Raw genomic sequence first — 22,581 nt, 5'->3', positions numbered from 1 at the left:
TATCCTCTGTCATGGTCCGTCCTTTCCTTGCTGGGGCTCGGCTCGGCACTCCCGAGCAACCCCCGTTTGCTTTACAGCTGCAAAGACTAGGGCGGGCCGCCGCTCAGACCACGGTCATAACGTCTAGGTGGAGCGCAAGGCGGCAGAAGCGGTACTGCGTGATTGCCCAAGTTGGAGCCGAGTTAAGGAGTTATGCCGCGAGTTTAATGTGCTATCGCGACCTGCACAGGTGATCCTTGACGCGCGACGCTGTGGGCCCAAGGCACCTCGTTTTGGACCGGCCTTAGGAGGCATTGGTGATGATTGTTCCTAGACATGTGTCTCGTTTCGGCGGGCCGTTGGTGCTGTTCGCGGCGCTCGGCCTTGCGCTTGCCGGCTGTACGACGCCTGACCTGGCGCCGATTCCGGGCAGCATCACCTATGGCGGGCAACCGCGCACCAAGCTGACGAAGGCACCGGTCGGCAGCATGGTGCCGCATAAATTCACGAGCGGAAACAGCTTCGTCAAAGAGACCTACATTATCCAGCCGGACCGATCGCTCAAGCTCGTTCGGAGGGATTACTACGACATACCTATCGATTGACCTGAGCAAGCTCTGTGCGCAGCCCGAAGGCTGCGCTTGCAATACCCGCTGCCGTTGACAGTGTCACCCGAAGACGCGATAGCTCGATCTGTATGAAAATCGCCTTCTACGCGCCGCTGAAATCCCCCAGCCACCCTGTTCCATCCGGTGACCGGCTGATGGCGCGCATGTTGATCGACGCGCTGCGGCAGGCCGGCCACGAGGTATCGATTGCCAGCGAGTTGCGCAGCTTCATGGCGGATGCCGGCGAGGCGCAGTTCGCGTCGATCATGACGGCCGCTGCTGGCGAAATTGAGCGTCTTCGCACTCTCTGGCTGTCCGAGACGCCACCCGATGCCTGGTTTTGTTATCACCCCTATTACAAGGCACCGGATCTGATCGGGCCAGGGCTTGCGGCTGAGTTTTCCATTCCCTACGTCACGGCGGAGGCCTCCTACTCTCTCCGTCGCAATGAGGGAGTCCGCGCCGTTGCCCAGCGCCACGTGCTGCGCGCCATAGAGCAGGCGGCGGTCAATATCTGCCTGACACGGCGGGATCGCACTGGTCTCCTCGAGGCAGCGCCCGATTGCCGGCAGACAATGCTCCCTCCCTTCATCGATACGAGTCCGTTCTTGTCGCAATCCCACGCAGCCGTTGGTGGCTGCCGTATCGTTACGGTGGCAATGATGCGCAGCGGCGACAAGATGGAGAGCTATCGCATGCTTGCCGCCTCCCTGTCGTTGCTTGTCGATCGGCCATGGACAATGACCATTGTCGGCGACGGGCCATGCCGACAGGAGGTCCGCGATGCTTTCTCTGCATTGCCCGCGGATCGATTGCTCTGGCTTGGCGAAAAGGACGCGCGCGACATTCCCGCTATCCTCCGCGAAAGCGGGCTCTATCTCTGGCCGGGCTGCGGTGAAGCCTATGGGCTGGCCTATCTCGAGGCGCAGGCGGCAGGGCTGCCCGTCATAGCGCAGCGGACGGCCGGCGTGCCGGAGGTGGTGAGGGATGGCGAGACCGGATTGCTGACGCCTGAGGGCGACGTCGAGGCCTACGCCGCCGCGATCCGCCGCCTGATCGATGAACCGTTTACCCGCCAACAATTTGGCGACGAAGCTCGGCGCTTTGTCCACGAAGAGCGATCCTTTCCCGCCGCGGCGAGGCGATTGGGTGAGATTTTCGACGAATTTGTGGAGAAGACGACGTGACCGTTGATGCTGGCTGGCAATTGCTCGTCGATGAACTCGACCGCGCTCGTGCGCGGGGACGAAAGGTCGATTTCTGGCTGAGAGACGACGACGCCGTCGAGCCGACCGCGCTGCTCGACCGGCTGCTCTTGCTTGCGGCAAGCCATGCGATCCCGGTGACACTCGCGGTGCCGCCTGCGCCAGCGACCGACGCGCTGGCACGGCGTATCGCTGGTATTGCCGATATCAGCGTGGCGGCCCATGGTTGGGCGCACCGCAATCATGCGCCACCCGAGGAGAAAAAGCAGGAACTCGGCGCCCATCGGCCGCACGCCGTCATCCTCGATGAACTGCGCCGCGGGGTCGAGCGTCTGCAAACGCTTTTTCCCGAACATTTCGTTCCAATGCTCGTTCCGCCGTGGAATCGGATCGACCCCGCCTTGCTGCAGCGATTGCCGGAGATCGGATTTTCTGTCCTCTCGGTGTTCGGACCGGAGAAGCCGTCGCCGTTTCCGCTCGCCAACACTCACGTCGATGTCATGGATTGGCGCGGTACGCGCGGATGCCGAGACCACAGGCTCATCATCGCCGATATCGTCGAGCGCATGCGGCAGGTCAGCGGCGACGCAGAGGGTAGGGAGGATCAGAAGGGCCGCACGATCGGGCTGTTGAGCCATCACCTCGTGCATGACGAGGCCGTGTGGGATTTCCTTGAAATGCTCTTTACCGTCACTGCCGGACATACCGGTTGCCGTTGGCGTCAGGCGTCTGACCTCATAGGTCGATGATCTGTCCGTCGCGGGCAGCGAACGCGCCGGCGAACATGGATTGTACGTCGACTTCCATAGCGTCCAGCTGTGCATCTGTTCGAGCGGGGTCGTGATGGAACATCGCCAGGCGCTTGACGCCCGCCGCCATGGCGAGGCGCGAGCCATGGACTCCGGTCGAATGACCAAAGCCGCGATAGTGCGTCATCTCGCTTTCGAGGTAGGTGCAGTCGTAGATCATCAATTCGGCGCCGGCGACCAACTCAAGGACGGCCGGATCGAGGATGCCGGGTTCGTGTTCGGTGTCGTAGACGAGCGCCACGGCACGGCCGTTCCATTCGACGCGATAGCCGACGCAACCGCCGGGATGGGTAAGGCTCGTCGTACGGATCGTCACGCCCTCGCGCGGTGTCAGCACGTCTCCGGGCTTGAAGTCGACGCCTTCGAGGCTTGCCTGACAGATGTCCGGGTCGACCGGGAACCACGGTGGCCGCATGAAATCGCGGATCATTTCCTTGGTCGTCATCACGCCGTGCAGGTGTCCCGACCAGAACCGCACGGACGACTGACACTTGTAGATCGGCTTGAAATAGGGAAGGCCGATGATGTGGTCGTAGTGACTGTGGGTGAAGAAGAGGTCGTAGTTATCAACGCCCTCGGCGATCAGCGAGGCGCCGGCTTCGCGTAATCCGGATCCCGCATCGAAGAGCAATACTTCCTTGCCGCACCGAATTTCGATGCAGGATGTATTTCCCCCATAGCGCAGGAACTGCTCGCCGGATACCGGCAAACTTCCTCTTACGCCCCAGAACCGCACTCGAAAGTTGTCTTCTTGCATTCCTGTTTCGGCTTCACGCTGCCCGCGCAAGCCCGGTTGGCTGCGCTTGACTAATAGACAAGCACAAATGACCACCCCCCTGCAATGCCATGGGTTATTGTTTGGACATTAACCTTATCAATGCCCACAATCACGGTGACATACCGGATGCTGTGTCGAGGGGGCCAAGCCTTGCCGCGGGCGGCGACCGACGGCCCGTTTTGCAACAACCGTCAGGCTTTCCGGGAGCTCACCCAGTCATGTGGTCGTTGCAACTCTTGCTCCTTCCCGAGCGGATGCGGCGATTTCTTGAAATCGCCAGCAGCCCCGCCGACGGTGTCACCATTTTATGCTGAGGCCGATATTCCCCTCCAGAATTTGCTTTTTGTCTCCACCGAGATTGGTCGTGTAGTCCGCCGTTGCGAAGAGGCTGGTCGATTCCGACAGTTTTGCAACGAGACCGCCACCTATTTCCACGGCGGTGCCGCCGACTTTGGTGGCTATAGGATCCGTGCCGAAGTTGACGTGCTGGTCCGCATCGAAGCCGTGCCAGATATTGGCTTTGATGTAGGGCTGAAGCGTTGCCGTTTCCGTCGGAATGTCGCCTTGCAGCCGAAAGCCCAGCCTCCCCGTGACCGCATCGTCGCTGTCGAAGTTTACTGCCGAGAATGCGTCACGTTGATCGTCCAAGGAGAGGTGCTGCCAGATCAATTGCGCCTGGGGCTCGAGCGTCCATCCCTCGGCCAACGAAATGGGATAACCACCTTCGAGCGACGCCGTTATGCCGGTGCCATCGATTTCGATGCCGGTGCCGCCATTGGATCTCGCATCGCCATCGAACCAGCTACCCATTAATACGGCGTCGAGATACCAGCCATTGGGGCCGATATGAGTCCAGTATCCTCCGATACTGGTTGCATCGACGTCGATTTCTCCGACACTCAGATTATTCCAGCCGAGCGCCTGTCCCTTGATGTCGCCGCTTGTGCGGGCGTATCCGACGAACAGACCGACACGATCGTGGTGCCCGCCTTCGCCTTCCCAGGCGAAAAGATCCTGGCCAGCTTGAAAGCCGAATAAATTGCCGTCGAAGCCGGGCGAAACGGTCCCTTCCCATTCGAACTCGGCGTTCTGGCCGAACACGCGCATCCAACTCGCAGGCAATGCTCCGGCGCCGTTGAGCAACGCTTGATCTCCGCGGCGCTCATGAAACGTGCCGAGGCTGGATAGCGCGAGATACTGGGCGACGGGCGGGACGGCGGAATAGGTCGGAACTTCAACGCGGTAAAGCGGAACGACCTCCACGGCTGTCGGCGTGCCAGCTATTGGCACAACCACCACCTCTGGAGCTACCGGCGTGGCACCCTCCGAAGGTGGAGTAGCGCCTGGTCCAGGCGGTACTATTACGACGTCCGGCGTCACGACCTCCGGCAGCGGTGTCGTCACCGGCGGCGGAACGATCACCACCGGCGGGACGATCACGGGCGGCGTGACCACCGGAGGTATGACGAGGGTGGAGCGCAGATAGAAATTCTCCGCAGTGCCGGCGGAGATGCCGCCCTTGAAGAGGAAATATTCATGGGCGCCGGCTGCAACCCGCCCGTTGAGCGCGAAAGCGCCGGCGGCTGCCGTTGCACCATTGGTGAGCTCTACCACCATGATGCCGTCCAGCAACGTCGAGGCTCCGCTGCCGCCAGTGTTGACGATGCCAATGCCGGTCGTGCCGGACGCCGTGCCCCCTGAGACGACCAGCCGGTCGGACGGCGAAGAATCGGTGCCGAGTACGCTGTTGAGCAGGAGCAGGCCACCATTGCCGGTGTAATTGCCGTTGATGGTAAAAGTGTCGCTCGTGCTGGCACCGCCATTCGTGAGGTCGATGCTGCCGCTGTTGATGAGACTTGCGAATTGTCCGGCTGTGGCAGCTGATATCGCGGCATTGGTGCCGCCCGCAAGAAGCGTACTTGATGAACTGACATCAAGCGTTCCCGTTCCAGTGCCGCTGTCGCCAAGCGTCAGGTTTCCGTCGAAAGTCAGGACCGTGCCACTGGTTGCGGCGATGGTTTCCCAGTTCTGCAATCGGGCGACGCCGGCCGTCGTGACATTCGCAAGTGTCAGATTGTCAGTGCCAAGGCTGCCTGTGATCGCATCCGTGCCGCCGAGGTTTGCGCTTGTAAGGTTGCGCAGCGTCGCGGTGTCGTCGTCGGCGCCGAGCTCGACTGTTCCCTGGATGACGCCACCGCCATCCCAGGTAAACGTATCAGCCCCAAAGCTCATCAACACGTCGCCAGCGAGCGATCCACCCGTCACTGTCACGTTGTCTGTGCCGCCGCTGACGCTGATATTGCCGCCGATCGTGCCGCCGGAAAAAACGATCGTGTCGTTGCCAAAGCCGGTGACGAGGTTGTTGTCGATCGCGCCACCGGACATGTCGAAGACGTTATCAGCGAGAAGCATGTTGACGCGACCGATCCGACCGCCGGTCATGATCGCGTGATCGCCGTCGTCGAAGAAATTGACGATTCTGCCGCCGGACATGAAGAAGGTGTCGAAGCCCGTGCCCTGGTTGAGCGACTGGAGAACGCCTCCAGTCATGGTGAAATCGTCGATGCCGTCACCCTGTTGCAGGTTGCCGGTAATGGTGCCGCTGTGAATGGCGACGGTATCAGTGCCGGCGCCGAAGGTCACGGTTCCGTTTATCGTACCGGTGCCTCCGGCGGGAAGCGTAAGGCTATTGTTTCCATCGAGGTCGGTGAGGCTGCCTGATGTGCCGCTGTCGCAGACATAAACGCTGTTGCCCGGTGTTGGTGTCAAGGTGCAGGCAGCACTGGCCGGCGAACCTTGCATCAGTACCAGGCCGAGCGCGGTCGTGGCCAGGAGTCCGAAGTAGCACGGCGAGGCGCTTGGAGATTTCGGGGCTTGCGGGCGACAGCGGAGCGGAAAAGCGAAGGGGAGATCGTTTGCAGGCTTCTCGGTTTCACCGTCCATAAGTGCCCTCCTTTTCCATAACTGCGTGCGGTAGTACGCTGGGATGTTGGTTGCTTTCCGGTTGTAGCGGAATTGGGCACGCCGACGGCAACCTGACAACCGTCAAATTTTAGGAGGACGCTTGAACGGTCCATCATTATTGCCAGGACGTTGCGTCCTGACGCGTGTCGATGCATTCCTTTCCGGCGTACGAGCTGTGGATCGCGGCTTTGTTGGGCCAATTGTGCCATATTGAGACGGATCAACTTGATGAGCCGTCTGGCGACTGTCGCGACATCGGGTCGCGCACCGCTTCGCCATCGCCAAGTCTGGCTCTTCAATGCGACGCCTTGCCATGAAACTTTTTCTTGCGGTCTTGCGTGGAATGTCTATCGACAAAGCCAGCGGTTAAGAGGTCGGAGCACTCATGGCGCAGGCAGGTGAAACAGGGTTTTACGATAGCGTGCCGCTCTTCGATGCGTTCGAAGGCGTTGCAGACGAGGCGAACTATCGCGCCTTGCCCGATGGCTGGATGCTTGCCCTTGCCGATATCGTCAACTCCACCGGGGCGATCGCGGACGGGCGATACAAGACCGTGAACATGGCTGGTGCGAGCGTCATCTCCGCGCTGATGAACGCGCTCGACCAAAAGTCCATGCCTTTCGTTTTCGGAGGCGACGGCGCCTTGGCGGTTCTGCCGGCGTCAATGACCGAGCGCGCGAAGGACGCACTTTCTGCCGTGAAGACCTGGGTCCTGGAAGAGCTGGGGCTTGAATTGCGTGCTGCATTGGTGCCGGTCAGCGATATCAGAGCGGATGGCCTCGACATGCGCGTCGCCCGCTTCAAGGCAAGCGAGGACGTTTCCTACGCGATGTTTTCCGGCGGCGGCGCAAGCTGGGCGGAAGCGGCCATGAAGGCGGGGCGTTACCAGGTGGAGGCAGCACCGCCAGGCACGCGCCCGGATCTCACGGGGCTTTCGTGCCGCTGGAACCCCATCCAGTCGCGCCACGGCTCGATCGCATCGATCATTGCGGTGCCCGGCGAAAAAGGGAACGGGCCGGGATTTCAGGCGTTGATCGCCGACATCGTTGCTCTTGCCGACGGGGAAGAGCGACACGCGCATCCCGTTCCCGAGCTTGGGCCCGAACCGCGTTTTTCCACCCAGGGCATAGAAGCCGAGGCGCGCGCGAGGGCGCCGCGGGGAGGGCGGCAGCTGACACGCTTTTGGATCACGCTGCAGACATTGGCGCTGTTTATCTGTTTTCGGCTGGGCTGGAACCTCGGCACGTTCGATACGACCCGCTATCGGCGCGATCTCGCCAACAACACCGATTTTCGCAAATTCGACGACGGCCTGAAGATGACGATCGATATCAGCGCAGCGCGCCTCGCCTTGATCGAGGCGCGGCTACGCCAGGCCGAGGCGGCCGGTGTCGGCCGCTACGGCCTGCACCAGCAGGACTCCGCATTGATGACCTGCATCGTGCCCACGCCGATGAGCCGCGACCACATGCACTTCGTCGATGGAGCCTCCGGCGGCTATGCGGTTGCCGCCAGCAAGCTGAAGGCGGCTTTGGCTAGGCCTCGACCCTAGGCCTTGACGATGTGCCCGCCGGTCAGGCCCTGGCGATGAAACACGTTGCGCGTATCGACGATGAGCGGTGAGGCGCTAGCAAGGGCGGCATAGTCGACCCGGTCGTGATCGGTTGCCACCAGCACGGCATCGAACTGCCGGATCGATTGCTCGTCGAGCGCCACGGACCGTCTGCCTTTCAGGGCACCATGTTCCCGCGTCGATGGGATCTCGGCGACATAGGGGTCGTGGTATTCGCAACGGCCGCCGCGTTCCTCGATCAGTTCGATCAATCTCAGCGAAGGGCTTTCGCGAATGTCCGGCACGTTCTTCTTATAGGCGAGGCCGATGACGAGGATCTTCGATCGGCTAAGCGCCTTACCCGCGTGACGGTCGAGCGCTTCGGCGAGCCGGCTGACCACGTGACGCGGCATTGCCGAGTTGATCTCGCCGGCCAGTTCGATGAATCGGGTGGGCAGTTCGTATTCGCGCGATTTCCAGGTGAGGTAGAAAGGGTCGATCGGGATGCAGTGCCCGCCGAGCCCAGGTCCGGGATAAAACGGCATGTAGCCGAACGGCTTGGTCTTCGCCGCCTCGATCACTTCCCACACGTCGATGCCCATGGCCTCGTAGACAATCTTCAATTCGTTGACGAGGGCGATGTTGACCGAGCGGAAGATGTTCTCCGTCAACTTGACCGCTTCCGCCGTGGCGTTGGACGATACCGGCACGACCGTTTTGACCACCGCGGCATAGAACAGTTCCATCAGGCTTGCTGCAAGCGGCCCGTCGCCGGCCACGACTTTCGGGATGCTGGTCGTCTCGTAGACCGGGTTGCCCGGATCCTCGCGCTCGGGCGAAAAGCCGACAAAGAAGTCGGTTCCCGATTTGAGACCGGTCTCCTCGAGGATGGTGCGCACGACGCCGTCGGTCGTTCCCGGGTAGGTCGTCGATTCGAGCACGACGAGCTGGCCGGGCTTCAGTGTTGCGGCGATAGCGCGCGACGTCTTTTCGACGAAGGAAAGGTCGGGATCGCGATGCTTCGTCAGCGGCGTCGGCACGCAGATGACGATGACGTCGCAACTGCCGAGCCGTCCGAAGTCGGTCGTGGAGCGGAAACGGTTGGCTGTTGCCTGCTCGGCAAGGACGGCGTCCGGTACGGCCGCGATATAGGATGTATGTGCATCCAGCGCGACGATCTTTCCCGGGTCGATGTCGAAACCGGTTACCGAAAAGCCGGCGCGCGCCGCCGCGATCGCGAGCGGCAGGCCGACATAACCAAGTCCGATGACGCCGACATGGGCGGCGCGCGCCGAGATCGACGCCAGCAGCCTTTCGTGATGGGGTGAGGTCAAGGTTCGGTTCCAGCTCTTGTGAATGGGACGTGCCAGCCTGGCGACATGTCGTGGTTTGTTGGATAGAAACAAGCTGCAAGTCAAGCGTAGCGGCGACGCCGTCCCCTGGCTGCAGTGCGTTAGCTGGCCATCAAATATTCGTGTGGGCGCGGAGCGAACAAAAAATTCGCTCGCCTCTGGAAATTGCAGAGGGCCATCAATATCTGCTACGTATAAGTGCCGCATTCCGGGTGCCTGCACGTCATCGACGCTGGAATCGGTTGGAGCATTTTCTTAACGGGCACGTATCATCATCACCCGCCGCGAGCGAACGCCGACACCTCGTCGGGCCGTTCGCCCATCGCAAAAGGGCGTGGTGTTGAACTGCCTGTCACGGTGAGGACGCGAAATGGGCCCGGTAAACGACAACGTATCTGAAATCCTGATCGATAAGGTCGCAGACTGGCTCATGCGGACGTCGCTCAGCGACGAGCCGCTGGAGACGATCGTTAAGGGCTTCTGCGAGCGGCTCGCGGCTGCCGGCCTGCCGCTAATGCGCGTACACCTCTCCTTTTCGATGCTGCATCCGCTCTATGACGCGCTTGGCTTCACCTGGGTGCGTGGCAAGGGCGTCGAGGTCAGCGGCCTTCGGCACGAGGAACTGGCGCTTAATCCGGAGCGGTTCCTGCGCAGCCCCTATTATTACCTGCTGAACAACAATCTCGAGCATGTGCGTCGGCGCCTTTACAAGGACACTCCGTCGGAGTTCCCGATCTTCGACGAACTGAAAGAGCAGGGGGCGACCGACTACATCGCCTTCATGCAGTCGCTCGGCGCCGATTCCGGCCACGGCATGGTCGGCTCCTGGACGACGGACCGCCATGGCGGCTTCACTGACGACGTCATCGGTGCGCTGCTGCGGCTGCAGAACCATCTCGCGGTCGCGGCCAAGATGGCCGTTCTCGGCAAGCTGGCCGACAACATGCTGACTACCTATCTCGGCTCGAGCGCCGGCCGGCGCGTCATGAGCGGTCAGGTCCGTCGCGGCGATGGCGAGACCGTGCGCGCTATCCTCGTGATGGCGGATATGCGCCGCTCGACAATGCTCGCGGAAAAGGAAGGCCGCCAGTCCTATATCGAGACGCTGAACGGCTACTTCGATGCGATCGCCGCACCGTTCAACCGCAACGGCGGCCATATCCTGAGCTTCGTCGGCGATGGTTTCCTGGCGGTCTATCCCTGCGGTCGGCACAAGGAGCCTTCCGAGTTTGCCGCCCGCGAGGCGTTCGGCGCCGTGCGCGCCGCAACCGCCCGCATGGAACTGCTCAATTCAGAACGGCGCAAGCAGGGGCGCGACCCCATCGGCTATGGTGTCGGGCTGCATGTCGGCAATGTGATGTTCGGCAATGTCGGCCTTCGTGACCGGTTGACGTTCTCCGCCTTCGGCTCGGCAGTCAACGAAGTCCAGCGGCTGCAGAATCTGACGAAGAAATACGCCCATAGCGTCGTCGCCAGCGAGGCCTTCGTCAACTACTGTGGTGGCGACTGGACGGCGCTCGGCCAGGAGAAGCTGCGCGGCGTGCGTCAGAAATTCACCATTCTCTATCCGAACGAGGCAGCGCTTCTGCCCAGGTCGGATGAGCGACTTGACGATGTGCTGCAGGATGGACTTTCCGAGGCCGAACATGTCATGCTGCTCCATCGCAACACCCGTCCGTTGCAGCCGCCGCGCGGTCTCATCGACAAGATGCTCCAGTAAGGATCTGTATGCTCCGAACAGCCCTCATCGTCACAAGCTTCTTCATTGCTGGCGTCGCGGCAGCGCAACCTTGGGAAACCAAGCTTTTCGACGGGTTCGAGGGGCAGAATTTCTCGCCGGATGGTGGGCTTTATTATCGCGAGAATTTCGAGCAGAGCGCGGGGACGGTCGAGTTTCAGAGCCTCGTCAAGCGCAGCGGTAATGGCGGGCTCAAACTGAGCGTCGTGCCGACCTGTCCGGATTCGCTCGATGGCTGCAGCGAGAGAGCGGAGATCTGGGAGCAGACGGCGCTGCGGGTGCCCTACGACCAGGGCATATGGTACGGCTTCTCGCTGAAGTTTGCCGACCCCATCCCGTCCGGCGACCATCGTTACCTCGTTGCGCAATGGAAGCGCGAGATCGACCCGGGTGCTGAAGGCGATTTCAGCCCGTTCCTGGCGTTGCGCATGAATTTCGGCAAGTTGTTCGCGACTGTGGAGACCAACTATATCACGCCGGTTTCCTCGGGACCGGACGGGGTCGCCGCCAGCTGCAAACCGGGTGAAGTGCCGGCCTGGGGACGCCCGGGCGTCAATCAGATGCGCATGCTCGTGGCAGCGGATCCGGCCTGGAAGGCGGAAGACGGCAAGCTGTTCAACGCCTGCACCGACGCGATCGCCGTGACCAACCATGGCAATCCATTGCCGGATCCGAGCTCGGGCTGGATCGATTTCGCCATATACACGAAGCCGGGCGCCGACGGCACCGGCCACATCGAGCTCTTTGCCAATGGTAAGCCGATCATCACCGTCAAAGGTCATGTCGGGCATGCGGACAGGGGGCTCGGCCGCAACCAGTACTTCAAGTTTGGCCCTTATCGCGCGGCCGATGTGACCGACTGGACGCTCTATTATGATGATTTCCGTCGGTCGCCGCACTGCGCCGACGTGTTGTCGAACGACGCATGCCCTTCTCCCTGACGATTGCGACGCGACCGTGAACTATGCTGTGGTTGCAAGGGGCTAAGCTGGACAGCCCCCTGAAGCTGCGATAGTCTTTTTTTAGAGGCGGCGGATGCAAGGGCAATGAGGGAAGTGTGCTGCGATGACATCAGGGGCGGACCTGCTTCGAGTTGAAGGTCTGCGGATCACATTCTCGGTGCTCGGCGGCAAAGTTGAAGCCGTCAAGGAAACGAATTTCAGAATTTTGCCAGGAAAGGTGACTGCGCTCGTCGGCGAGTCCGGTTCCGGAAAGTCGGCTATCAGTCAGGCCGTCATGGGTATCCTGCCGAATGTTGCGCGGGTTGGCGGACAGATCCTGTTCAATGATCCGGCGACCAAGGGCAAGCCGGTCGACCTGCTTTCGCTGGAGCGCGAAGGTGAAGAAATACGGGCGTTGCGCGGCACGCGTATCAGCAAGATCTTCCAGGAGCCGATGACGTCTCTGTCGCCGCTCCATACGATCGGCAACCAGATCTCCGAGGTCCTGAAAATTCATACGGATGCGGAAAAGGCCGAAAGGCGCGCACGAACGGAAGAGCTTCTTGGTTACGTCGGGTTTTCGAACCCGAAGCGCGCCTACGACATGTATCCTTTCGAGCTTTCCGGCGGCATGCGCCAGCGCGCCATGATCGCCATGGCGCTGATCTGCCGACCGGCATTGTTGATCGCCGACGAGCCGACAACAGCGCTTGACGTGACGGTGCAGGCGCAGATCTTGCAGTTGCTGCGCGAACTGCAGGTCAAACTCAACATGGCGATGTTGTTGATCACCCATGATCTCGGCGTGGTCGCCAATATGGCTGACGAAGTCGTCGTGATCTATCACGGCCAGATTGTCGAGGCTGGCCCGGTCGACGCGATCTTCCGCAATCCGCAGCACCCCTATCTCAAGGGCCTGATGGCTGCAGTTCCGCATTTCGACATGAAGCCGGGCGAGCGGCTGAAGGCGTTACGGGAAGTGCCGGTCAAAGCAGGGACATTGCTGGGGGCCAAGGATTCCGCCAAGGCTGCGGGCCCCGATGTTCTCCTGTCCGTGCGCAACCTTTCCAAGACCTACGGGACGCGCAAAACCTCGTGGTTCGGCAAGAAGGACCCGTCTCGCCATCGTGCGGTGGACAATGTCAGCTTCGATATCCGTCGCGGCGAATGTCTGGGGCTTGTCGGGGAGAGCGGCTGCGGCAAGACGACGGTCAGCAAGATCTTGATGCGGGCCATCACGCCGGACGGCGGCAGTGTCAGCTTCGATGACGGCGAAGGTCCGATCGACGTGCTCAAGGCCGAAGGCGATGAGCTTAAGACGCTGCGCTCGAAGATCCAGATGGTTTTTCAGGATCCGGTATCATCGCTCTCGCCACGCATGACCGTCAAGAATATCCTGAGCGAGCCGCTCGAGATCCATGGGCGCGGAACGGCAAAGTCGCGTGAAGAGACGGTACGTTCGCTGTTGCAGGCCGTTGGCCTCGACCAGCGGTTCGTCAACCGTTATCCGCACAGTTTTTCCGGTGGCCAGCGTCAGCGCATCGGTATAGCGCGGGCGCTCGCTCTGGTGCCGCAACTGTTGATCTGCGACGAGCCGGTCTCGGCGCTCGACGTTTCCGTCCAGGCCCAGATCCTCAATCTGCTCAAGGATCTGCAGAAGGAGCTTGGGCTGACATGCCTGTTCATCTCGCACAATCTGGCGGTGGTCGACTACATGGCCGACCGGATCGCGGTGATGTGTGCAGGGCGCATCGTTGAGCTCGCGCCGCGCGAAGTTCTGATGCGCAAGCCGGTGCACCCCTATACGAAATCGCTGCTCGCCGCCGTTCCGTATCCGGATCTTGATCGTCCGCTGGATTTCGATCTGCTCAAGGCCATTGAGGGATCGGACATGCGACGCTGGGGGCCGCAGTTCAGCGACGACGGCCAGGAGGATGCGCTTTTTCCTGCCAACCTCGGCGGCGACCACTACGTGCTGGCTCGCAAGTCAGTGGATGCAAGGGAGTTACGGCCATGATCACTCGCCGAACTGCACTCGCCCTGCTCGCTACAGTGGCTTTTCCCAAATATCTGCTTGCCGCGTCAAGCGAGCCGAAATTCTTGGAGGCGCTTGTCGCCGAGGGAAAATTACCGCCCGTCAATGAGCGGCTGCCGAAGACGCCGCGTGTCATCAACGTTGCCGGCATGGGGCGCCAGCCGGGCAAGCACGGCGGCACGGTGCAGAGCCTGATCGGCAGCGCGAAGGACATACGGTTAATGACCGTCTACGGCTATTCGCGCCTCGTCGGCTACGACGAAAAACTCGAGCTACAGGCGGATGTGCTGGAAAGCTTCGAGACGGTCGAGGATCGGATCTTCACGTTCCATCTGCGCGAAGGGCACAAGTGGTCGGACGGCAGCCCGTTGACGACGGAAGACTTCCGTTACTGTTGGGAAGATGTGCTTCTCAATGAGAAACTGAGCCCGGCAGGCTTGTCGACGGCGCTGATGATGGACGGCGAGGCCGGAAAGTTCGAGGTCGTCGACGAGCGGACGGTGCGCTATTCCTGGTCCACGCCCAACCCTGATTTCCTGCAAAAACTCGCCGCACCGCAACCCTTGGTGCTGGCGATGCCGGCCACCTACCTCAAACAGTTCCATGAGAAATATCAGGATGAGGACAAGCTCAAGGCCCTTCTGAAGGAGCAGAGGGTCAAGAAATGGAGCCAGTTGCACATGCGCATGGCCCGTTCCTATCGCCCGGAAAATCCCGATCTGCCTACTCTCGACCCGTGGCGCAATACGACGGCCTTGCCTGCCGAGCAATTCGTGTTCGAGCGCAACGCCTTCTACCATCGGGTTGATGAGAACGGCTTGCAGCTGCCTTATATCGATAAATTCGTGCTCAACGTCAGCTCTCCGGCGCTGATACCGGCGAAGGCCGGCACAGGCGAGAGCGATCTTCAGGCGACGAACATCGACTTCATTGATTATACGTTCCTCAAGGATGCTGAGAAGCGCTATCCGGTGAAGGTTCTGCTCTGGAAGAAGACGCAAGGCTCGCGGGTCGCCCTGCTTCCCAATCTCAATTGCTCCGACCCGGTCTGGCGTCCGTTGCTGCAGGATGTGCGCGTCCGGCGGGCGTTGTCGCTGGCGATCGACCGGTCCGAAATCAACAAGGCCGTCTTCTACGGACTGACCAAGGAGAGTGCCGATACGGTGCTGCCCGACAGCCCGTTGTTCCGGCCGGAGTTCGCCTCCGCCTGGATCGCCCACGATCCCGTGCAGGCAAACGCACTGTTGGATGAGGCTGGACTGACGAAACGCGGCAGCGACGGCATTCGCATTCTCTCGGACGGGCGCGCCGCGCAGATCGTCGTCGAGACCGCGGGCGAAAGCACGCTCGAGACCGATGTCCTGCAGTTGATCACCGACTACTGGCAGAAGGTCGGCATCTCCCTGTTCATCCGTACATCCCAGCGCGACACGTTCCGCAGTCGCGCTGTCGGCGGTGAGATCATCATGTCCATGTGGTTCGGGCTCGACAATGGTGTGCCGACCGCGGACATGAACCCGGGACAACTGGCGCCGACCGCAGACGATCAGCTGCAATGGCCGGTTTGGGGGCTCAATTATCTGTCGCATGGGGAGATGGGGCAGGCGCCTGATCTTCCGGCTGCCGTCGAGCTGACGGAACTGCTGCAGCGCTGGCGGCACTCGGCCGAGGATGCCGAGCGCACGGAAATCTGGGGGCGGATGCTGTCGATCTACACGGACCAGGTCTTCTCAATCGGTATCGTGAACGCCTCCCTGCAGCCGATCCTCGTTGCCAACAAGATCAGGAACGTCCCGGAAACGGCGCTCTACGGTTTCGACCCCACGGCCTATTTCGGCGTCTACAAACCCGATACGTTCTGGATCGAGCAGGAAGGCTGACATGCTGCGATACATTCTCTGGCGCATCGCAGCGATGGTTCCGACCTTGCTCATCATTTCAGCGCTCGTCTTCACCATCATCGAGCTGCCGCCCGGCGACTACTTCGAGAGCTACGTTGCCGAGATCAGGGCGCAGGGCGAAGGCGTCAACATGGAGCAGATCGAGGCGCTGCGGAAGGAATATGGTTTCGATCAGCCGCCTCTGCTGAGGTATGTCCACTGGCTCGGCGGCATGCTGCAGGGTGATTTCGGCTACTCCTTCGAATACGAACTGCCGGTCAGCGCCGTCGTCGGCGACAGGCTGTGGCTGACGATCCTGGTTTCCTTCGTCACGATCATCTTCACCTGGCTGATCGCCTTCCCGATCGGCATCTACTCCGCCACGCATCAGTATAGCTGGGGCGATTATGGCCTGTCGCTGATGGGTCTGATCGGCATCGCCATCCCGAACTTCATGCTGGCGCTGATCATGATGTACTTCGCCAATATCTGGTTCGGTATCTCGATCGGCCACCTCATGGACCAAAAGTATCTGGCGGAACCCATGAGTTGGGCGAAGGCGAAATCGATCCTGGAACATATCTGGATACCAGTCGTCATCGTCGGTGCTGCGGGGACCGCCGGCATGATCCGGCGTCTGCGCGCCAACCTGCTTGACGAACTGCAGAAGCAATATGTCGTGACCGCCCGCGCAAAGGGGCTTTCGCCGATGCGCACCCTGCTCAAGTATCCGCTCAGGATGGCGCTGAACTTCTTCATCTCGGATATCGGTTCCATCCTGCCGGCGATCATTTCCGGCGCGGAAATCACGGCAATCGTGCTGTCGCTCGAAACGACCGGCCCGATGCTGATCAAGGCGTTGCAGAGCCAGGACATGTATCTGGCAGGCTCCTTCCTGATGTTCCTCGCTTTTCTGACCGTCATCGGCGTGCTGATCTCCGATCTCGCGCTCGCCATTCTTGATCCTCGGATACGGCTGCAAGGCAGGAGCACCAAGTGACGTCATTCCTTCCGGCGCCCGGCGAACCGCTGCCGCACTACGTATCGGCTGCACCATTCGATCCCTATTCCGTCGAAGCGATGACGGACGAGCAGGTGCGGGTAAACCAGGCTTCGCAACTACGGCTCATGTGGTGGAAGTTCCGTCGGCACAAGCTGGCGCTGATCTCCGGCATTTTCCTGGTCGCGCTCTACTTGATGATCCTCATCTGTGAGTTCCTGGCGCCCTACAATCTGCACACGCGCAATGTGGACTATATCTATGCGCCGCCGCAGTCTGTGCATCTATTCCACGAGGGCAACTTCGTCGGGCCGTTCGTTTACGGACGGACGATGGAACTCGACATGGAGACGCTGAAGCGCAACTACACCGACAACCTGCAGGCCGTCGAGCCGATCCGCTTCTTCTGCCGTGGCGACAGCTACCGCTTCTGGGGCCTGTTTGAAAGCAACGTGCACCTCGCATGTCCGGCAAAGGACGGGCAGCTCTTCCTGCTCGGCACCGACCGGCTCGGCCGCGATGTCCTGTCGCGCATCATCTATGGCGCGCGCATTTCGCTGACGATCGGCCTTCTCGGCATCACGGTCAGCTTCGTGCTCGGCATCGTTATCGGCGGTCTGGCCGGCTACCACGGCGGTGTTTTCGATCTCATCGTCCAGCGCGTCATCGAAGTGCTGCAATCCATCCCGAGCATCCCGCTCTGGCTGTCGCTGGCTGCAATCATGCCTGCGACCTGGAGCCCGATCCTGATTTATCTGGGCATCACGATCATCCTCGGCCTTCTCGACTGGACCGGACTTGCACGAGCGGTGCGTTCGAAACTGCTGGCGTTGCGCGAGGAGGACTATGTCCTTGCTGCGCAATTGATGGGTGCAAAGAGCGGCCGCATCATCGGAAGGCACCTGGTGCCGGGCTTTATGTCTCATCTGATCGCCACCGCGACGATCTCGATCCCCGGCATGATCCTCGGCGAAACGGCGCTGAGCTTCCTCGGATTGGGGCTGCGTCCCCCGATCACCAGCTGGGGTATCCTGCTGACGGAGGCGAAAAGCGTGAGCGTGATTGCCTTCTACCCCTGGCTGCTATTCCCAACGATCCCGGTCATTTTTGTGATTTTGGCGTTCAACTTCTTGGGAGATGGCTTGCGCGATGCCGCCGATCCCTACAAATGAGGTTCGTTTCGACGCCGGCCGCAAGCCGGCGTTGCGAGTTTTGGTTGGTTTTTTCCTGAGCGAAAGGTTTCTGGCATGACGCGGCGCTTAGAAGATGCCCGAATACTCATGTACAGCCACGACACTTTCGGGCTCGGCCATCTGCGCCGATGCCGCACGATTGCGCATTCGCTGGTGGAAGATTATCGGGGTTTGAACATCCTGATCATTTCGGGCGCGACGATTGCCGGCGCGTTCGATTATCGCGCACGCGTCGATTTCGTGAAGATTCCGAGCGTCATCAAGCTGCATAACGGCAACTACACGTCTCTCGATCGCCATATCGAGTTGGATGAGACGCTGAAGATGCGCCAGTCGATCATCCGGCACACGGCGGAAACCTTCAAGCCGGACATTTTCATCGTCGACAAGGAGCCGATGGGGTTGCGGGGCGAGGTCGAGGAGACGCTCACTTACCTCAAGGCCCATGGAACGACGCTCGTTCTGGGTCTGCGCGAGGTTATGGACGCACCGCATCTGCTTGAGGCGGAATGGAAACGCCGCGACACCATGCGCAAGATCGAGCAGTATTACGATACGATCTGGGTTTATGGTCCGCCGGACTTCTACGACCCGCTGACGGAACTCGAAGTGCCGCCTGCCGTCCGCGAGCGCATGAACTTCGTCGGCTTCCTGCAGAGAAGCGTGCCGCGCGAGGAATTGCCCGGTCACAAGCCGGAAGGCGACTATATTCTCGTCACCACCGGCGGTGGCGGCGATGGCGCGGACCTGATCCACGATTTCATCCATGCTTATCAGCAGGATCCGGACCTGACGCATAAGGCGCTTGTGGTCCTTGGCCCCTATATGCCGGTCAAGAAGCGTGAAAAGCTGATCAGGAAAGGGAGCAAAATCCCTTATATCAAGATCATCGAGTTCGATAATCGCATGGAGGAGCTGATCGCCGGAGCCACAGGCGTTGTGGCGATGGGGGGGTACAACACCTATTGCGAGATCCTGTCTTTCGACAAGCCGGCGCTGATCGTGCCGCGCATCCAGCCGCGCGAGGAGCAACTGATCCGCGCACGCCGCGCCGCTGAACTTGGCCTCATCGACATGTTGCTGCCCGACGAGGCCGAGGATCCCTTGCGTTTCGCCGCCGCGTTGAAGGCTTTGCCGCAACGTGCGCCGCCCTCGAAAAGCTCTGCCAACGGCCTGCGGCTCGAGGGGCTCGTGCATATCTCGGAAATCGTCGGCGGGTGGCTCGGCGAGCAAGCGAGTGAATATCTGAGCATCGTCAAGAAATCGAGCTGAAGCATTGCCAACAGACCGCAAGATTGCCGTCGTTCTGAAGGGATATCCGCGCCTTTCGGAAACCTTCATTGCGCAGGAACTGCTAGGACTTGAAAAGGCCGGGCATGAGCTGGTGCTGATCGCGCTGAGGCGCCCAACCGACGCCAAGCGCCATCCGGTGCATGACGAGATTCGTGCCGACGTGCACTACCTGCCGGAGTACCTGCACGAGGAGCCGTTGCGTGTCCTCAAGGGCCTTGTGCGCTCGCTGCCGAAGCCCGGTTTCTGGAAGGCGCTTGGGCAATTTTCGAAGGATCTTGGCCGCGACCTGACCCGCAATCGCTTCCGCCGCTTCGGGCAGGCGCTGGTGCTGGCGTCGGAATGGCCCGGTGATCCGGGTTGGCTGCACGCCCACTTCATCCATACGCCCGCTTCGGTCACGGCTTACGCCAGCGTCATCGCCGGCACGCCTTGGACATGTTCGGCGCATGCCAAGGATATCTGGACGTCGCCGGACTGGGAGCTTTCCGAAAAGCTCGGTCGCGCGCGCTGGACGGTGACCTGCACGCGAAGCGGATATGAGCATCTGCAGAGCCTGACGTCGCAAAAGGCAAGGGTGCATCTGAGCTATCACGGTCTCGACCTTGTACGTTTCCCGCATTTCGATGGCGAGCATTCGAGCCGCGATGGCTCCGATAAGGCAGACCCGGTTCGCATCGTCAGTGTCGGCCGGGCGGTGGGCAAGAAGGGGTACGACGTCCTGCTGAAGGCGCTTGCCCTCTTGCCTCGAGATCTTCACTGGCGTTTCGAGCATATCGGCGCCGGAGAGTTGACGGGAAAGCTCAAGGTTCTCGGCGAGGAGCTCGGTATCTCGGACAGAATTGCCTGGAAGGGTGCGCTCGATCAGACCGATGTGCTCGTCAACTATCGAACCAGCGATATCTTTGCACTCGCCTGCCGGGTGACGGCAGACGGCGACCGTGATGGTCTGCCGAACGTGTTGGTCGAGGCCTCGAGCCAACGGCTCGCCTGCGTCTCGACGGCAATCTCGGGCGTTCCTGAGCTGCTGGTCGATGGAGAAAACGGCCGTGTCGTCCCGTCTGAGGACGCGAAGGCGCTGTCGCTTGCCTTGGAGGAGCTGATCCGCGATCCGGAGTGCCGTCGCCGTTTGGGCGCTGCCGCCGAACAACGGGTGAGGGCGCATTTTGACCATCATTCCAGCATTGATCAGCTGACGGCCCTGTTTGCAAACGAATGGAAGACGGCATGACGCGGCAGCAGCGGGTCTTCTTCTATGTCCAACATCTGCTGGGGATCGGCCACCTGGCACGGGCAAGCCGCATTGCCAGCGCGCTGGCCGCCGATGGTTTCGACGTCACGGTGGTCACCGGCGGCACGCCCGTTCCCGGCTTTCCAGCTTCCGATCTGAAGCACGTGGCCCTTCCGCCGGTCGTTGCCGGCGACAAGGGGTTTTCAGGCCTGGCTGACGAAACTGGAAATCCGGTGGACGACGACTTCAAGAACCGCCGGCGAGATATGCTGCTTGATGCGTTTCGCACATGCGACCCGGATGTGGTCATCTTCGAAGCGTTTCCGTTCGGGCGGCGCCAGATGCGCTTCGAGCTGATGCCGCTGCTCGCCCTCATCGAGACGTCGAGCCCACGTCCACTGGTGGCGACATCCCTTCGCGACATCCTGCAGGAGCGAACGAAGCCGGGTCGCGCCGAGGAAATGCTGGATCTGGTGCAGACGCATTTCGACCTCGTGCTCGTGCATGGGGATCCCGCCTTTGCACGGCTTGAAGAGACCTTTCCTTACGCGCAGGAGATCGCCGATAAGGTCGCCTATACCGGCCTCGTCGCCGGCAGTCCGGCGATGGCGCCGTTGGAGCGTTTCGATGTGCTGGTCTCGGCAGGTGGCGGTGCGGTCGGAAAAGAGCTGATCGGCGCCGGGCTGGAGGCTGCGAAACTTCTTCCGCCGGAGCTGCAATGGTGCCTGATTACCGGGCCGAACCTGCCGCAGGTCGACTATGATGCGTTCGAAGCCGCAGCGCCGGGGAATGTGAAGCTGTTCCGGTTTCGGCAGGATTTCGCCAGCCTGCTTTCCGGTGCGCGGCTTTCCGTCTCGCAGGCCGGTTACAATACGGTCTGCGACATCATTCGCGCCGGGTGTGCATCCCTGCTGATCCCGTTCACGGCTGGCGGGGAAACGGAACAATCGACGCGGGCAGTGCGACTGGCAAAGCTTGGGCTTGCCGGCGTCTTGCCGGAGAACGAGGTAACGCCGGCCCGATTGGCGCGCGATGTTGAAACGCTGCTGGCACGTGCGAAGCCGGCGATGCCGCCGCTCGACCTCGAGGGCGCCACGCACACGGCTGCAATCCTGCGCGAGCGGCTGTCGAAAGTGCCTGTCAAACCGTCCCGATCAGCATGAATCTTGTATATTTTTTCGTCGGCAACGCGCCGGCGAAATCGAGTGTCGCGAGCTTTGCCTGGTTGGCGAATGCGTCGACGGACGCCACACAGTTGATGTGGGTCGGTTCGCTGAAGTAATCGTTGGATTGCAGCAGGACGCGTGTACCTCGCGGGATCAGATCGAGCCACGAGCGCAGATCGGCAATATGCTCGCAGCTCGTGTTGACGATCAGGTCGGCGCCAAGACGACCATAGTCGATCGCGTACATATCCGCCGTGACGGCTTGGAATCGGTCGGCAAAGTTTGCGTTAAGCGTGCGCGCGACAGCCTCGACCGAAGGGTCGATGTCATAGCTCTCAGCCATTGCGATATCGAAGCGGCGGTCCTCGAGCAGCATGGCGGAAAGAATTCCGTACCAGCCGCCGAGAATGACGATCCGCTCATAGGATTTGCCCGCGGCTTCCAGCAGCGTGTCGCGAGCCCAAAGCTTGCACGCGACCTGCTTGTGGTTGAACGCGTTGGCAATATCGGCGTCCGGATGCCTGGCGATCACCTTGGCGATGCCGTCGATCAGCGGGCTTCTGGTGTAGGCGGCAATTCCGCGCGTCAGGTCGAAAGCGTTTTCGTACCAGTCGCTCGCAGGAGTAGGGGGGTGGCTGGTGTGTTTCATTCGGTCGTTGTAAGCTGGCATACAATCGAGTGCAATAAGGACGCTCGTCTCCTTCCCCACCGTCGCCATCCGTTGCGAGGAGACACGATCGCCAATCTCAAAGGCTGGCGTCCATTGCGGTTTTCTCGCGCTCCTGCATAATCTAATGAACCGGATTCGAAGCCGGATCATTAGATTATGCCGAAACGCCTCGCGGCCGGACGCCCCTGGC

Annotated in this window: 17 protein-coding genes; 13 read left to right on the top strand and 4 right to left on the bottom strand. The window is 61.0% G+C overall.

Going from position 1 to position 22,581, the window contains the following annotated elements; all coding sequences use genetic code 11:
• The first annotated feature begins 299 nt into the window (after window positions 1-299).
• From AC244_RS12415 to AC244_RS12405, 3 genes are all read left to right on the top strand, one after another.
• Complete coding sequence (locus AC244_RS12415; RefSeq protein ID WP_053249123.1) at window positions 300-584, top strand: hypothetical protein; 285 nt, start codon at window positions 300-302, stop codon at window positions 582-584.
• A gap of 92 nt (window positions 585-676) precedes the next feature.
• Window positions 677-1,774 (top strand): glycosyltransferase family 4 protein, encoded by a 1,098-nt coding sequence (locus tag AC244_RS12410; protein ID WP_053249122.1) that lies wholly within the window; start codon window positions 677-679, stop codon window positions 1,772-1,774.
• On the top strand, window positions 1,771-2,541 hold the full coding sequence (locus tag AC244_RS12405; RefSeq protein ID WP_053249121.1) for a polysaccharide deacetylase family protein: 771 nt from the start codon (window positions 1,771-1,773) through the stop codon (window positions 2,539-2,541). Before AC244_RS12410 ends, AC244_RS12405 begins: the two co-directional genes overlap by 4 nt.
• Here AC244_RS12405 and AC244_RS12400 read toward each other — a convergent pair.
• Window positions 2,528-3,358, bottom strand: coding sequence for an MBL fold metallo-hydrolase (locus AC244_RS12400; protein WP_053249120.1), 831 nt, complete (start codon window positions 3,356-3,358; stop codon window positions 2,528-2,530). The genes AC244_RS12405 and AC244_RS12400 overlap by 14 nt on opposite strands.
• Window positions 3,359-3,676: 318 nt before the next feature.
• A complete protein-coding gene (locus AC244_RS12395; protein WP_161807860.1) occupies window positions 3,677-6,181 on the bottom strand; it encodes an autotransporter outer membrane beta-barrel domain-containing protein in 2,505 nt (834 codons plus the stop codon).
• Between the two features lie 547 nt (window positions 6,182-6,728).
• On the opposite strand from AC244_RS12395, the gene AC244_RS12390 reads away from it, so the two are divergent.
• On the top strand, window positions 6,729-7,895 hold the full coding sequence (locus tag AC244_RS12390; protein ID WP_053249119.1) for a DUF3095 domain-containing protein: 1,167 nt from the start codon (window positions 6,729-6,731) through the stop codon (window positions 7,893-7,895).
• Here AC244_RS12390 and AC244_RS12385 read toward each other — a convergent pair.
• Window positions 7,892-9,229, bottom strand: a complete 1,338-nt coding sequence (locus AC244_RS12385) for a nucleotide sugar dehydrogenase (protein WP_053249118.1) — start codon at window positions 9,227-9,229, stop codon at window positions 7,892-7,894. The genes AC244_RS12390 and AC244_RS12385 overlap by 4 nt on opposite strands.
• A 388-nt stretch (window positions 9,230-9,617) precedes the next feature.
• Between AC244_RS12385 and AC244_RS12380 the strand changes: the two genes are divergently transcribed.
• The 9 genes from AC244_RS12380 to AC244_RS12340 all read left to right on the top strand — a co-directional run bounded on the left by AC244_RS12380 (window position 9,618) and on the right by AC244_RS12340 (window position 21,718).
• Entirely contained in the window at window positions 9,618-10,967 is a 1,350-nt protein-coding gene (locus AC244_RS12380) for an adenylate/guanylate cyclase domain-containing protein (RefSeq protein WP_053249117.1), read from the top strand.
• An 8-nt stretch (window positions 10,968-10,975) separates the two neighbouring features.
• Window positions 10,976-11,926: a polysaccharide lyase gene (locus AC244_RS12375; protein WP_082366833.1), complete on the top strand. Its 951-nt coding sequence runs from the start codon at window positions 10,976-10,978 to the stop codon at window positions 11,924-11,926.
• A gap of 124 nt (window positions 11,927-12,050) precedes the next feature.
• Window positions 12,051-13,943: an ABC transporter ATP-binding protein gene (locus tag AC244_RS12370; RefSeq protein ID WP_053249116.1), complete on the top strand. Its 1,893-nt coding sequence runs from the start codon at window positions 12,051-12,053 to the stop codon at window positions 13,941-13,943.
• Window positions 13,940-15,841: an ABC transporter substrate-binding protein gene (locus AC244_RS12365; RefSeq protein WP_053249115.1), complete on the top strand. Its 1,902-nt coding sequence runs from the start codon at window positions 13,940-13,942 to the stop codon at window positions 15,839-15,841. The genes AC244_RS12370 and AC244_RS12365 overlap by 4 nt, the downstream gene beginning before the upstream one ends.
• A 1-nt stretch (window position 15,842) precedes the next feature.
• Window positions 15,843-16,841 (top strand): ABC transporter permease, encoded by a 999-nt coding sequence (locus AC244_RS12360; protein WP_053249114.1) that lies wholly within the window; start codon window positions 15,843-15,845, stop codon window positions 16,839-16,841.
• A complete protein-coding gene (locus AC244_RS12355) occupies window positions 16,838-18,013 on the top strand; it encodes an ABC transporter permease (RefSeq protein ID WP_053249113.1) in 1,176 nt (391 codons plus the stop codon). Before AC244_RS12360 ends, AC244_RS12355 begins: the two co-directional genes overlap by 4 nt.
• Before the next feature lie 75 nt (window positions 18,014-18,088).
• Entirely contained in the window at window positions 18,089-19,306 is a 1,218-nt protein-coding gene (locus AC244_RS12350) for a glycosyltransferase family protein (protein WP_053249112.1), read from the top strand.
• Between the two features lie 4 nt (window positions 19,307-19,310).
• On the top strand, window positions 19,311-20,555 hold the full coding sequence (locus AC244_RS12345; protein ID WP_053249111.1) for a glycosyltransferase family 4 protein: 1,245 nt from the start codon (window positions 19,311-19,313) through the stop codon (window positions 20,553-20,555).
• Window positions 20,540-21,718, top strand: a complete 1,179-nt coding sequence (locus AC244_RS12340; protein ID WP_053249110.1) for a glycosyltransferase family protein — start codon at window positions 20,540-20,542, stop codon at window positions 21,716-21,718. Before AC244_RS12345 ends, AC244_RS12340 begins: the two co-directional genes overlap by 16 nt.
• Here AC244_RS12340 and AC244_RS12335 read toward each other — a convergent pair.
• Window positions 21,696-22,370, bottom strand: coding sequence for a hypothetical protein (locus tag AC244_RS12335; protein ID WP_053249149.1), 675 nt, complete (start codon window positions 22,368-22,370; stop codon window positions 21,696-21,698). The two genes, AC244_RS12340 and AC244_RS12335, sit on opposite strands and share 23 nt — an antisense overlap.
• Between the last annotated feature and the right edge of the window lie 211 nt (window positions 22,371-22,581).

This window comes from Ensifer adhaerens (assembly GCF_001270265.1).
GTDB classification, from domain to species: domain Bacteria; phylum Pseudomonadota; class Alphaproteobacteria; order Rhizobiales; family Rhizobiaceae; genus Ensifer; species Ensifer adhaerens_B.
This window is presented reverse-complemented; position numbering and strand designations above follow the sequence as displayed.